12 protein-coding genes, 1 tRNA gene and 1 riboswitch are annotated in these 13,566 nt (G+C 56.4%); of the genes, 6 read left to right on the top strand and 7 right to left on the bottom strand.

Annotated elements, in window-relative coordinates; all coding sequences use genetic code 11:
* On the bottom strand, positions 1–999 hold a 999-nt coding region (locus WBP50_RS06295; protein WP_423932516.1), incomplete at its 3' end, for a P63C domain-containing protein.
* A gap of 241 nt (positions 1,000–1,240) precedes the next feature.
* On the opposite strand from WBP50_RS06295, the gene WBP50_RS06290 reads away from it, so the two are divergent.
* Positions 1,241–1,417: a hypothetical protein gene (locus tag WBP50_RS06290; RefSeq protein WP_423932515.1), complete on the top strand. Its 177-nt coding sequence runs from the start codon at positions 1,241–1,243 to the stop codon at positions 1,415–1,417.
* Positions 1,418–1,467: 50 nt separating this feature from the next.
* Here the strand turns inward: WBP50_RS06290 and cydC are convergent, their stop codons facing one another.
* Both cydC and cydD read right to left on the bottom strand, forming a co-directional pair.
* Positions 1,468–3,189 (bottom strand): thiol reductant ABC exporter subunit CydC, encoded by a 1,722-nt coding sequence (gene cydC / locus WBP50_RS06285; protein WP_423932514.1) that lies wholly within the window; start codon positions 3,187–3,189, stop codon positions 1,468–1,470.
* Complete coding sequence (gene cydD, locus WBP50_RS06280) at positions 3,186–4,922, bottom strand: thiol reductant ABC exporter subunit CydD (protein ID WP_423932513.1); 1,737 nt, start codon at positions 4,920–4,922, stop codon at positions 3,186–3,188. Before cydD ends, cydC begins: the two co-directional genes overlap by 4 nt.
* Before the next feature lie 309 nt (positions 4,923–5,231).
* Here cydD and WBP50_RS06275 point away from each other — a divergent pair, with 309 nt between their 5' ends.
* Positions 5,232–6,620: an MBL fold metallo-hydrolase RNA specificity domain-containing protein gene (locus WBP50_RS06275; RefSeq protein ID WP_423932511.1), complete on the top strand. Its 1,389-nt coding sequence runs from the start codon at positions 5,232–5,234 to the stop codon at positions 6,618–6,620.
* Between the two features lie 243 nt (positions 6,621–6,863).
* Positions 6,864–7,358: a DUF2721 domain-containing protein gene (locus WBP50_RS06270; protein ID WP_423932510.1), complete on the top strand. Its 495-nt coding sequence runs from the start codon at positions 6,864–6,866 to the stop codon at positions 7,356–7,358.
* On the opposite strand, the gene WBP50_RS06265 is transcribed toward WBP50_RS06270, so the two are convergent.
* Positions 7,353–7,428: transfer RNA gene (locus WBP50_RS06265), tRNA-Lys, on the bottom strand. The genes WBP50_RS06270 and WBP50_RS06265 overlap by 6 nt on opposite strands.
* Before the next feature lie 76 nt (positions 7,429–7,504).
* Between WBP50_RS06265 and WBP50_RS06260 the strand changes: the two genes are divergently transcribed.
* A complete protein-coding gene (locus WBP50_RS06260) occupies positions 7,505–8,026 on the top strand; it encodes a tetratricopeptide repeat protein (protein ID WP_423932508.1) in 522 nt (173 codons plus the stop codon).
* 12 nt (positions 8,027–8,038) lie between these two features.
* Here the strand turns inward: WBP50_RS06260 and xerD are convergent, their stop codons facing one another.
* Entirely contained in the window at positions 8,039–8,953 is a 915-nt protein-coding gene (gene xerD / locus WBP50_RS06255) for a site-specific tyrosine recombinase XerD (RefSeq protein ID WP_423932506.1), read from the bottom strand.
* A gap of 2 nt (positions 8,954–8,955) precedes the next feature.
* Positions 8,956–10,293, bottom strand: coding sequence for a 16S rRNA (cytosine(967)-C(5))-methyltransferase RsmB (gene rsmB / locus WBP50_RS06250; protein ID WP_423932504.1), 1,338 nt, complete (start codon positions 10,291–10,293; stop codon positions 8,956–8,958).
* Positions 10,294–10,391: 98 nt separating this feature from the next.
* A riboswitch (SAM riboswitch) is annotated at positions 10,392–10,499 on the top strand.
* A 115-nt stretch (positions 10,500–10,614) separates the two neighbouring features.
* Between rsmB and WBP50_RS06245 the strand changes: the two genes are divergently transcribed.
* Positions 10,615–11,907, top strand: a complete 1,293-nt coding sequence (locus tag WBP50_RS06245; RefSeq protein ID WP_423932503.1) for an O-acetylhomoserine aminocarboxypropyltransferase/cysteine synthase family protein — start codon at positions 10,615–10,617, stop codon at positions 11,905–11,907.
* Positions 11,908–11,912: 5 nt separating this feature from the next.
* Positions 11,913–12,992, top strand: coding sequence for a homoserine O-acetyltransferase MetX (gene metX / locus WBP50_RS06240; protein ID WP_423932501.1), 1,080 nt, complete (start codon positions 11,913–11,915; stop codon positions 12,990–12,992).
* 109 nt (positions 12,993–13,101) lie between these two features.
* Here metX and WBP50_RS06235 read toward each other — a convergent pair.
* On the bottom strand, positions 13,102–13,566 hold a 465-nt coding region (locus tag WBP50_RS06235; protein ID WP_423932500.1), incomplete at its 5' end, for an aminoacyl--tRNA ligase-related protein.

Genomic DNA, 13,566 nt, shown 5'->3' with positions numbered 1-13,566 from the left:
CTCTAACTGAACGCTTTTCCCTTTTTTAGGTAAAATATCGTTCATCTTATTGATAAATTTTTTCCACTTATTACCATCTTCATCAAGACAAGACCTCTGAATGGCCATGACAGTAAACATCTGTTGGGCAAACAGTTTCTCCCCGTTTTCGTCAAACCATTGATGATGTTTGTGCGAACGCTTACCTTTTGCATTTTTCGGGTTCCTTTGCTGAAATTCTTCTTTTAATCCAGGTAGAAGTCGTTCATAAATGAGGTCATTGGTATAATGAGCAACCACACTGTAACGATTTTTTGCCATTCCTGGCCATTCCCAACCCTTAAGTGCATAGATATTTTCATAAAACTCATCGGGGAAACGTTTGAACCAGGAGGCTAAATCTTTCCGCAAAATTTGATCAAAATAAGTCTTAAGGCCATCAGCTGGTCTTATTTTTTGATAGCCTGTTGCTTCATCAATTAAGGCTGTGATCCCTACCTTAGCAAAAGCACGAAGAACAATTTCGCACTGCTCGGCGATAATTTTTTGTCGAGTACTCATCTCGTTAGCCATTACACGTCTGGCTTCTAACATACCCTCACAAATATCAGCAAGCATATCGGCGTTATGTCCATTTATCATGCGTCCTTGCCATCTGGCTTTTATCGGCAAAAAGTGGTCAGGGCTTTTATCCTTAAAAATTAAAGGCTGGAGTTTTTTGTTTTTCAATAAACGTGTCATTCTGGACCCTGGTTTCTGGCCACTTTCTGGTAAGGTTTCATCGACAAGACGAAGGGCTTCTTGCATTCCACGCCCAGAAATAAGGCGCTGGCCATCGTGAGTGACATAACAAGGAATTGAAACTGGTCCCAGTGCAAGTGTGCCCTCGCAAATTATTTCGGGGGCTTCCACTTTCCATCTAGCCTCTGCACCCTGCTTGGCAATTGCAGACCGTTCTTCTGCAGTAAGAGCCTCGGCCCTGGCTATACCGCCGTTTTTGGGTTTTTCATCTAATGACATAGTGCTTGAATTTTTTTTGTTTATGCTTGTCATTATATAGTAATTGCAAGCATAAAAAGCAAAAATTATTTTGCTTGCGATTATAAGCGCCTAAGTGATGATAGGGGATGTTAACTCGTAACAAAAAATCTGGTCGGCATTATTTGCGGGATGCGAATGCCGCACAGGTACGCTTATCAGTATATTCAGTATTGACGAGGGTCATTGGATTAACTCAAACAGTTAAGAGAGGGAGTGCATAATGAAAAAGGAGTGCGGCACGTGCGGCGGAACCGGCAAGGTTCTGGTGGAATGCAGTAAATGCAGCGGTACCGGGCAGGTAAACGGAAAGGACTGCAAGAAATGCTATACGCAGGGTCAGGTTGTCGAGAAGTGTGGCGCCTGCAATGGTACCGGTGATGGCGATGAGGAGGAATAAACGGAGGCTTTTCAGGCATTTCGGTGGTAAATCACGAGGTCGTTCTCGTCCTATACCAGTTCCGCTGTGTGCTGCAGCTCCCACATTCTCCGGTACAGCCCGCTTCCCTGCATGAGATCCTCGTGGCGGCCCTGTGCCACAATTTTTCCTTTGTCGAGCACGACGATGGCGTCGTACTGATCCATCGCCTTGAGGCGGTGGGTTATGGTGATCATGGTTTTACCCTTGCCGAGGGCTGCGAGGGTTTCGGTTACCTCTTTTTCGGTGATGCCGTCGAGGTTCGCGGTGGCTTCGTCGAGAATCATGACCGGAGCGTTCTGCAGCACCATGCGGGCGATGGCCATACGCTGCCGTTCTCCTCCACTGAGTTTCATGCCGTGCTGGCCGGCCCACTCGTCGAGCTTCAGGGAGAAGTGGGCGAGTCCTGCGGCGGCGAGGGCTTTTTTCAGTTCTTCGTCAGCAGCTTCCGGTTTTGCAAGCAGCAGGTTTTCGCGGATGGTCCGGGCGAACAGGTAGGTGCGCTGCGAGACGAGAGAGATGTTGCGCCGCAGCTCTTCGGGGTCGAATCGGCCGATATCGGCGCCGCCGATGGTGAGGCTGCCTTCGGGCGTGTTCCAGAAGCGCATCAGGAGGGAAGTGATGGTCGATTTACCGGCGCCGCTCGGACCCACGATGGCGATGTGTTCTCCCGCAAGAGCCGCGAAGGAGATGCTGTCGAGGGTTTTCGCCGGGCTTTCCGGATAGCTGAAGCTGAGGTTTTCGGCCCGGATGGCAGGCTCTTCAGGGAAGGGCAGGGGAGTTGCCGGTTTGGTGGTTTCGGGCTTCGCGTCGAGAATTTCGAACAGCCGTTCTCCAGCGTGCGTGTCGGCTTCGAGGTGTTTAAGCGATGCCGGAAGCGGGAGAAAGGGTTCGAACGAAGCCATGACGGCGAGCGTGACGATCGTCAGGGAGATGCCGTTCATGCCCGGCGTGGAGATAGCCGGAATGAGCGCCCAGAGGATGGCCGCGACCGCACCGTTCATGAGCAGGCCGGTAAGCGATTCGTGCAGCCCGTCAATCAGGGCGTTTTTCCGCTGCAGTCTCAGCTTGTTCTTCTCGGCGTTGCGCATCGCTTCGAGATGTTCCGGAAGCTTGCCGTAAATCTGCAGCTCCCCGATGCCCTGAAAGAGATCGAGGGCAAGCAGCTGCTGGGAGGTTTTCTCTTTCATGATGCCGACGGAGACGCCGCGGCTGAGGCGCATGGCCAGGATCGGCACACCGATACCGGCAAGCATGTGGAAAATGAGGATCAGGAGCGATGCCTCCGGAGAGTAGGCGCCGAGGAGGAACCACATCAGTGCAGACACAAGCAGGGCGGTCAGCGGGGGAGCGAGAACCCGCGTGTAGATGTTTTCGAGGCTCTGGATGTCGTCTACAACGCGCTGCAGCAGGTCTCCGCTTCTGAAATGCATGAGGCGGGCGGGAGCAAGCGGTTCGATGGCTTCGTAGAACCAGAGGCGCAGTTTCGTGAGAATCCTGAAGGTGGTGTCGTGCGACAGCAGCCGCTCTGCGTAGCGCAGTACTCCGCGTGCAAGGCCGAAAAACCTTACGCCGACAATGCCGAGCTGCAGCGTGCTCATTGGCGGCTGCAGGGCGGCTTTGGCGATGATGTAGCCGGAGGTCATGAGCAGGCCTATGCCGCTTCCGGTTGTGGCGAACCCGATGAGCGCGGCAAGCGCCATCCACCAGAAGTAGGGTTTGACGAGAGCCGCGAGGCGAAGGATGGTTTTCATGCCGCTTTCTCCTGCTGCAGCTGCAGGGCGTCGCGGTAGAAGCCTCCGGCGGCGAGCAGTTCGGTGTGCGTTCCGCAGCGGACAAGTTTTCCCTCGTTGAGCACTATGATCTGATCAGCCGAGCGAATGGTTTCGAGCCGGTGCGCAATGATGAGGGTGGTGCGTCCTTTCATGAGCGCGGTCATGGATGCGCGAAGTGCAGCTTCGAGTTCGGGATCGGTGTGCGATGTTGGTTCGTCGAGCACCAGAAACGGGGCGTTCTTGATGAAGGCCCGGGCCAGCGCAACGCGCTGCGCCTCTCCGCCGCTCAGCCGCGCACCCTGTTCGCCGATCATGGTGTCGAGGCCATCGGGCAGGGATGCTGAAAATTCCGAGAGTCCGGTCTGTTCCAGCGCGTTCTGCAGTTCCTCCCGGGACGCCCCGGGCCGTGCCAGAAGAATGTTCTCCTTCAGGGTGGCGTTGAAGAGTGTCGGGTGCTGAGGAACCCAGGATATCGCCTCGTGCCAGCGAGCAAGCGGGATGTCGTGTATCGGGCGTCCGTCGATGGTTATGGAGCCTTCGTCGGGATTCTGAAAGCGAAGCAGCAGATTGACGAGGGTGCTTTTGCCTGCTCCGCTCGGTCCGATGACGGCCGTGGTTTTTGCTGCAGGGATGGATGCGCTGACGCCGATGATCGCCGGACGCGCCGCACCGGGATAGGTGCAGGTCACGCCGGAAAAGACGACGGTGTCTTTTCCGGCTGCAGCTCCGCAAACGGAACCTGTTTCCCGGAAGGGAGCCGGAGCCTGGTCGAGAATGGCGAAAATCTCTTTCGATGCGCTGACTCCTTCCATGCCTGCGTGGAACTTCGTGCCGAGCTGGCGGAGGGGGAGAAAAAAGTCGGGGGTGAGTACGAGCACGAAAAGGGCGTGCTGAAAGGTGAGCTGGCCGTCCAACAGGCGAAGCCCTATGCTGACGGCGATGATGGCGGTGCCGATGGTCCCGACCAGTTCGAGCGTCAGGGAAGAGAGAAAGGCGATTTTCAGGACCCGCATGGTGGCCTGGCGGAAGGTTTCGCCGGTATTTTCGATGGTGTCGCGCTGCCTCTCGCTCTCGGCGAAGAGTTTGAGGGTCGGCAGCCCCTGCAGCACGTCGAGGAAGTATCCGCTCATCCGGCTCATGGTCTTCCACTGCTTTTCGGTCATGGCGCTGGCGGATTTGCCGATCAGTATCATGAACAGCGGTATGAGCGGCGCAGAGAGGAGCAGGATGAGGCCCGAAAGCCAGTCGCCGGGAAAGATGGCCGCAAGTATGAGGAGCGGCGTGAAAAGAGCAAAAAAGATCTGCGGAATATAGCTGCTGAAGTAGGCGTCGAGAGCCTCAACACCCTGGAGCAGCGTTGTGCTGAGCCGCCCGCTCTGTACCGATCGCGTGTAGACCGGTCCGAGAGTGCCGATGGTGCCGGTCAGACGGCCGAACAGTTTTTCACGGATGGCAAGTGTTCCCCGGTTGGCCTCGCCCTGGGAGGTCCAGCCGGAGAGCATGCGAAGCGCGCTGAAGAGCGCAAAAAACCCGAAAGGATAGAGCAGGTCGCCGAGGACTTTTTTCTGCATGAAAGCGTCATCGATGAGGGTGCTGAGCCAGAAGGCCTGGCCGATCAGCATAACCGAAGAGACCGATCCGGCAACGACCGAAAGGATAAACGGCGCACGTTCTTCCTGAAGGAGCTGAAAAAGACGCCGGTCAATGTTCATGGTTCATGTTGACAGTTTCTGGTGGAAAACCGCTCTCAGTGTAAAAAATAAAACGCTTGTTTGCAACGGGATGGCTCGGGTATGAAAATACTCCGCTCTTCCTATGAGTTCCCGTGTTTCTGTCGATAGTCGATCGATCCTGTCTGTGTTCTTCCGGAGCCCCCGGAGCCGCTCGACCTGTCCGGGGCTTTTTTTCTTGCTTTCCGGGAGCCGAACCTGTCGGTTGAGCCTGTTTTGATGTGTATCTTTTACTTGTAAGGGCATCTTTTGCCGGATGCTGTTTCCTGAATTTTTCCTGACGGAGGGGTTATGGAACTGCAGTTTTACGGTGCGGCGGAGCGTGTAACCGGTTCCTGCCACATACTGAGGGTTGCCGGGCATCTGCTGCTGCTCGATTGCGGCCTGATTCAGGGATCCCCGGAAGAGGAGGCCCTGAACCGCGAGCTTTTTCCTTTCGAGCCTGCCGATGTCGATGCCGTGGTGCTCAGCCATGGTCATATCGACCATTCGGGCAGATTGCCGCTTCTGGTGAAAAGGGGTTTCAGCGGTCCGGTTTATACCCAGCATGCCACCATCGACCTGTCACTGGTGCTGCTGCTCGATTCGGCATCCCTTGCCGAGCGTGACGCGGATATCCGGCGGCGTCATGCGACGACAGGCAGGGAGCGGCATGCCGAACCGCTCTATACCCGCGAGGATGCGCAGAGGGCGGTCGCCAGAATGCGAGGCATGGAGTACGGTGAAACGAAGGAGATTCTTCCGGGAGTCAGGCTCCGTTTTCTGGACGCCGGCCATATTCTGGGTTCGGCAGTGGTGGAACTTCGCATTACCGAAGGGGGAGAGGAGCGCACGCTGGTGTTCAGCGGGGATCTCGGCCAGTATGAAAGTCCTGTGCTCAGAGACCCGGAAACACCGGAAAAGGCGGATATCCTTCTGGTCGAGAGCACCTATGGTGACCGGCTGCACCGGGATTTTCAGGGCACCGTGGCTGAACTGGGCGAAATTTTCCGGACGGCATGCCGTGAGTGCGGCAATATTCTCATTCCTGCATTTTCCATCGGGAGGAGCCAGGAGCTCCTCTACCTTTTCGCTACCTATTACAGCCAGTGGGAGCTCGACAAGTGGCAGGTCTATCTCGACAGTCCCATGGCCATCGAGGCCGGCAGGATATACTGGGGATACCCCGGTCTGCTCGACGAGGAAGCCCTTGCCTTCAGGAACAACCCCGCACTGCTTCCCCCTCTCGACAACCTTCACTTTACCGAACGGGTCGAGGCTTCCCGGAAAATCAACGACATCAGGAATGGTGCGATCATTATAGCCGGCAGCGGCATGTGCAACGGAGGAAGGATTCTGCACCACCTCAAATACAATATCCATCGTCCGGAGTGCCGGATTATCTTTACCGGCTATCAGGCTCCCGGAACGCTCGGGAGGAAGCTTGTCGGCGGAGAAAAGCAGGTTTCCATTCACGGCAGAAGCTACCGTGTTGCTGCGGGCATCCATACCATCGGGGGTTTGTCGGCTCATGGCGACCGCGCAGACATGCTTCGCTGGATGGACGGTTTCCGCAACAGGCCGGAGGTTTATGTGGTGCATGGCGACGCGGGGGTGAAAGTCTCCTTCAGGAACGCCATCGAGGAAAGGCTGCAGTTGAAGGTATCGATTCCCAAGCCTGGAGATATGGTGAAACTTTAGGTCTCTCTCCCGGTCTTTGCCGCAGTTCGACAGCTTCGTTGCGGCGGTATCCGGAAGCCCCGCATTTCCGGGTTTTCACCGGCGCCACCGGGGTGCCGCTCTTGCGGAGCCCGTGAGGCATCGCTCGGAACAATTGTTAAATAGAGGTTTCCTTTGTAGGTTTATAGCCCGAGAAGTGTTATCTCTGATTCGTTGATTACAGGATTTTACAGAGATTATGCTTTTTTCATATAACAGAAAATTATGACCATTACTACCGTACAGGAGCTTGTTCCCATTCTGCAGACCGCTATCGGTCCGATGATTCTCATTTCAGGCCTCGGTCTTCTTCTGCTGACCATGACCAACCGTCTCGGGCGCATTATCGACCGGTCGAGAGCCCTGCTCGACGACCTGGAGGAGGAGCCTGAGTCCTATATTCTGAGAATAAACCGGGAGGTCGATATCCTCTGGAAGCGGGCGCGTTACATCAGGGTGGCTATCCTGCTTGCATGCATGACCTGCCTTGGCGCTTCGATGCTGATCATTCTGCTCTTCCTTTCGGTGCTGGTCAGTCTCGATATTCCGCTGATCATGTCGGGCATTTTTATCGCAAGCATGCTCTGCCTTTCGTTTTCGCTCGTATTTTTCCTGTTCGACGTGAACCTTACCCTCGCCGCGCTGAAGATCGAGCGGGAGAGTCACAACAGGAAGCGGGTGATCATGGAGACGAAAATGCCAAAAGAGGGTATCTGGTGAATGCGGCAGGGCTCGAACCTGCGACCCTCTGCTTAAAAGGCAGATGCTCTACCGGCTGAGCTACGCATTCGGTACGGTTATCGAAGGCAATATAAGAAAAATCGATGCAAGGCTTATTCTTTCATTTTTTTAACCGCTCGGATCGTATGAAGCTGCTTGTGTTTCCGGTTCTCTGGCTGCTGCTTGCAGCTCCTCTTTTTGCCGCGTCAGCTGACGCCGCCTCTCCTGCCGGACTGGTGAAGCAGGGCGAGGAGTATTACCGGCAGGCCCGTTTCGACGAGGCGATCGGCGCCTTCAATCTTGCCATCGCTGGAGATCGCAGCTATCAGCAGGCGTATTACGCAAGGGGCAAGGCGCTTTTCGAACAGCGGAAATACGCCGAAGCCATTGCCGATTACACCGTTGCGATCGAGCTGAAAAAGGATTGCGCCCGAGCGTTCTTTCACCGGGGAGTAGCCTATGCCGCCCTGAAGGAGTTCCGGCAGGCCGTCGCTGATTTTGACCGCGCGATTGCCATCCGGGGGAAGTACGACAGGGCGTGGTACTCCCGCGGTCTGGCGAAAAATGAACTCGGCGACCCGAACGGTGCCCGTGACGATATGCAGAGAGCATCGGAACTGGGCAATGCACAGGCTGCGGAGTGGCTGACCGGCCAGCCCGTCCCGTGAATAAGCATCAGCCTACCCTCTCGGGTGGAAGGTTTTGTGCACTTCCCGTATGAACGAACGGTCGATATGGGTGTAGATCTGGGTTGCCAGGATGGAGCTGTGTCCGAGCATTTCCTGCACCGCGCGCAGGTCGGCGCCCCCTTCGAGAAGGTGGGTGGCGAAGGTGTGGCGGAGGGTGTGCGGGCTGATCTCTTTCCGGATTCCGGCAAGCCGGGCGTATTTTCTGACCATGAGATAGATCGCCATCCTTGAGAGCTTTTTTCCCCTTGCATTCAGAAAAAGGACGTCGTGAGACTCCGTCGCGACCAGTCCGATTCGCAGCTCGTTTCTGTATCGCGTTATCCACTCAATCGCCGCTTCGCCTACCGGCACCAGCCGCTCTTTCGATCCCTTGCCGAATATGCGTACGAAGCCTGCCTCGAAATAGAGATTCTGCTGCTGCAGATTGACCAGTTCGCTGACCCTCACTCCGGCAGCATAGAGGAATTCGAGAATCGCCTTGTCGCGCAGCAGGAATTTTCCCGCCGGCCGCTCCTGAAGCGGCGCGTCGAGCAGCTGCATCACCTCGTGCAGGCTGAGCACGTTCGGCAGGTTTTTCGCCTGTTTCGGCTGCTGGATGGTTTCGGCCGGGTTGGTGACGAGGTTTCGTTCGGCCAGAAGGAATTTGTGCAGCGACCGGATGGCCGAAATGTTCCGGGCCAGGGTGCTGGCTTCAAGCCCTGTTCCGTGCAGTTCGGAAATGAACCGGCGGATATCGCCGGTTTCAATGCCTTCTGGAGCCCTGTTTTCATCCTGCATGAAGAGCAGGTAGCGTGAGAGGTCGTTCCGGTAAGACGCTCTGGTATTGAGCGAGAAGTTCCGCTCGACGGAGAGGTGGTTGAGAAAGCTTTCGAGCAGGATGCTGTAGGGCGCCTTGAGGTCGTTCATGTTCAGGAGGATGTTTTGATCATCCGCTGGACAAATCCTCCATCGAAGCCCTCATTCCGACCCGGCAGCGTGAGGATGCTTCCATTCTTCGAAGCTTCCCCGGCGAAAGGTTCGGGCAGGGCGCCGCCGGATGCATCGCGTCTGAATTCCGGGTGACGGCCGAGGAATGCTTCGATCTGCAGCTCGTTTTCTTCGGGTTCGATGGAGCAGGTCGCATAGACGAGTGTACCGTTTTCGGTGAGCAGCGATGCGGCATGATCGAGCAGTTCAGCCTGCAGGCCGACGAGTTCGGCGATCATCTGCGGTGTGAGTTTCCATCGCAGTTCCGCGCGTCTTGCAAGTACGCCGGTGCCGCTGCAGGGGGCATCGAGCAGAATGCTTTCCGGCGGAGTTTCCGGCCGGAACGATCTTGCATCGGCAGCGACTGCGTCGATGATGCTGATGCCGAGTTCGCCCGAGTGTCCGGTAAGTTTCTGCAGCTTCCGGCTGTAAAGGTCCACGGCAGTGATGTTGCCCCGGTTCTGCATCAGTTCGCCGAGAAAGGTGGATTTGCCCCCCGGAGCTGCGCACAGATCGAGCACCGTGCTGCCCGCCGCCGGGTTGCAGAGCAGGCAGACCAGCCCCTGCGCAGGGTTCTGGACGGTGAGCAAGCCCTGCTTGATCGACGCTTCGAAGCCTGAGAAGTCGGTTGAAAGAAAGAAGTTTTCCAGACCGGTACGGATTATCGACGGGGTCTTTTCGGTGTCGTATTGCGCAAAAAACTCTTTTGGTGCGCATTTCAGGGCGTTGATTCTGAAACCGGTAAGCGGGGTGCGGTTGTTGTAGCCGACAATCGCCTCGGTACGCTCTTTTCCATACCTTGCGATCCAGCGTTCCAGCAGCCATTCGGGGTGCGAGGCGATAACGGCCATACGTCCGGTGCCTTCGGTCTTTCCGTGAAGATTTTCCGGAGAAGCACCCTCCGGGGTGATGTTGCGCAGCACCGCGTTTGCGAGCCGGGCCATCCGTTCTCCCTTGTATTTCCGGGCAAGCGCGACGGATTCGCTGACCGCGGCCCATTGCGGTATGCGGTCGAGGTAGATCAGCTGGTAGGCGCCTATCCGCAGGATGTTTTTCAGAACCGATGCGGCTTTTTCGTAGCGGTGCAGGTAGAACCTGCCGATTACGGCGTCGAGCGTCATGCGTCGGCGCAGTACGCCGTTGACGAGTTCGGTGGCCAGGGCGCGGTCGCTGCGGCCGAGTGACGAGTTGTCGAGAAGCTCGTGCAGGATGGTCCCTGATTTTTTTTCTCCCTGTTCAACGTTCTGCAGGACTTTCAGCGCAAGTTCTCTTGATGTCATGTGTGGGTGTACCTCTTTTAATGATGCAATTTGTAAAATAACGATTGCTGTTGTAGATTGACTACAATTATTTGAAATGTTCTTTGTAGCATTTTACGCTATCATCGAGAAAGGTGGAGGGACTGGCCCTGAGAAGCCTTGGCAACCGTCACAGCGCGTGATTGGTGCCAATTCCATCCCGGACTGCGAGCCGGGAGAGATGATGGTATGTCTGCCATTCTGCACGTTCATACCTCTCTTTTAACCCTGACGGTTACGGTTTCCCCGGTTTTTCAACTCCTGTTCCACTCTGGTAGCGGCAATTTTCATCAGTCGTTTATCATGAGTCAAGCAACGCCTCCATACCGCTTTGAAACCCTGCAGGTCCATGCCGGTCAGCAGCCGGACCCGACGACGAAGTCGCGCGCGGTGCCTATCTATCAGACCACATCCTACAGTTTCGACAGTGCGGCGCACGGAGCCGATCTGTTCGCCCTGAAAAAGTTCGGCAACATCTATACCCGCCTCATGAACCCGACAACCGACGTCTTCGAGCAGCGTGTGGCCGCGCTCGAAGGGGGCAAGGCCGCTCTTGCCGTGGCCAGCGGGCATTCGGCGCAGTTCATAGCCCTGACGAGCCTGTGCGAAGCCGGGGACAACATCGTTTCTTCAAGCTACCTTTACGGAGGCACCTACAACCAGTTCAAGGTCGCTTTCGGGCGTCTCGGCATAACGGTGAAGTTTGTTGACGGCAACGATCCTTCGGCATTCCGTGAAGCCGTCGATGAACGCACCAAGGCGCTCTATCTTGAATCTATCGGCAACCCTGCCTTTTACGTGCCGGATTTCGAGGCGGTTGCCGGAGTCGCCCGCCAGTGCGGTATTCCGCTGGTGGTGGACAACACCTTCGGCTGCTGCGGTTATCTCTGCCGTCCGCTCCGCTACGGGGCTTCGATCGTGGTCGAGTCGGCCACCAAGTGGATCGGCGGTCACGGCACCTCGATGGGCGGAGTGATCGTCGATGGCGGAACCTTCGATTGGGGGAACGGGAAATTTCCGATGCTCAGCGAGCCTTCGGAAGGGTATCACGGCCTCAAGTTTCTCGACACGTTCGGTGATCTTGCCTTTATCATCAAGGCGAGGGTGGAAGGGCTGCGCGATTTCGGCCCGGCAATCAGTCCGTTCAATTCGTTCCTGCTCCTGCAGGGACTTGAAACGCTCTCCCTTCGTGTACAGCGTCATGCCGACAACACTGTCGAGCTTGCCCGATGGCTTGACGGACATCCGGCGGTCGCATGGGTGACCTATCCCGGTCTCGAAGCGCATCCCACGCACGCCCAGGCAGTAAAATATCTTACCAACGGGTTCGGGTGTGTGCTCTCCTTCGGGGTCAGGGGTGGCTACGATCCGGCCGTCCGGTTCATCGACAGCGTGAAGCTCTCCAGCCATCTGGCCAACGTGGGCGATGCGAAAACCCTCGTGATCCATCCGGCATCGACAACCCATCAGCAGATGGGGCCCGAAGAGCAGGCAGCCGCGGGAGTTTCGCTCGACATGGTGCGGGTTTCGGTCGGCATAGAGCATATCGACGATATAAAGGCTGATTTTGAACAGGCATTTGCAACATTGAACTGATACCGATGAGGGATTACAGGGAGCTCATTTCAAAAGAGACACGCTATTTTGATTCGCAGGAGCCGTTTGCAACCGAACTCGGCGGCGTTCTGCCGGGGTTGCGCATGGCATACAGGACATGGGGAACGCTTAATGCAGAGAAAAACAATGTCATCCTCATCTGTCACGCCCTGACGGGTTCGGCCGACGCCGATGTCTGGTGGGATGGGATGTTTGCCGAAGGAGGAGCTTTCGACGAGCGGAACGACTTCATCATCTGCAGCAATGTGCTGGGAAGCTGTTACGGTTCAACAGGTCCATTGTCTCTCAATCCGCTGACGGGTCGTCATTACGGACCCGATTTTCCAGCCATTACCGTTCGCGACATGGTGCATGCCCAGAGGCTGCTGCTCTCCGGGCTCGGGATCGACAGCATCCGGCTCGTTGTAGGGGCTTCGCTTGGGGGCATGCAGGTGCTCGAATGGGGATTTCTTTATCCTGAAATGGTTCGGGCACTCATGCCGATGGGAGTTTCCGGCCGACACTCTTCATGGTGCATTGCCCAGAGCGAGGCGCAGAGGCAGGCGATCTATGCCGACCGCGACTGGAAGGGCGGCTGGTACGAGCCTGATGCGCCACCCGCATCCGGCCTCGGGGCGGCACGGATGATGGCCATGTGCAGCTACCGCAGTTTCGAGAATTTTCAGTCGCGTTTCGGGCGCGTTATTCAGGAGAACGGTCTGTTCAGCGTTGAAAGCTATCTGCGTTACCAGGGCCGCAAACTGGTCGACCGGTTCGACGCCAACACCTACGTGACGCTGACGAAAGCCATGGACATGCACGATCTGGCGAGAGGCAGAGGTTCGTACGAAACGGTTCTTGGTTCGCTGCAGATACCGGTGGAAATTCTCTCCATTATCAGTGACGTGCTCTATCCCAAGGAGGAGCAGGAAGAGCTCGGGCGGCTCATGCCGAAGTCACGGGTTATCTATCTTGACGAACCCTACGGCCACGACGCCTTTCTCATCGATATCGAAAAGGTCAGCCGCATGGTTGTCGAGTTCAAGAACGAGCGGGCTGTGCAGGAGTCGCACAGCGCGGCCTGAACGGTTGGCTCGTGCCCGAATCGTTCGCGACATGTAAAAAGAGATGCCTTTTGTATGGGCATCTCTTTTTGTTTTCGATCCGGTCGATTATGCAGGCGGGTGTTCGAAATCAGTCGATGATGTCGAACCCGGTGTAGGGCCGGAGCACCTCGGGAACGACAACCGAACCCTCTCTGGTCTGGTTGTGTTCGAGCAGCGACACCATGAGCCGTGAGGTCGCAAGTCCCGAACCGTTCAGGGTATGCACGAATTCCGGTTTCGCCTTGCCTTCCGGACGGTAGCGGATGTTCATGCGCCGCGCCTGGTAGTCCTCGAAGTTGGAACAGCTCGACGCTTCGAGGTATCTGTCTTCGGCAGGCGACCAGACCTCGATATCGTAGCATTTCGTGGCGTTGGCGCTGATATCCCCACTGCAGAGCAGAAGAACCCGGTAGGGAATCCTGAGCGCCTGCAGAATCGCTTCCGCATGCCCGAGGATGGCTTCGAGCGCTTCATAGGATGCTTCGGGCCGGGTGAAGCGGACCATTTCGACCTTGTTGAACTGGTGGACCCGCAGAAACCCCCGGGTGTCTTT

This window comes from Chlorobium sp. (assembly GCF_049593655.1).
Classification (GTDB): Bacteria; Bacteroidota; Chlorobiia; order Chlorobiales; family Chlorobiaceae; genus Chlorobium.
This window is presented reverse-complemented; position numbering and strand designations above follow the sequence as displayed.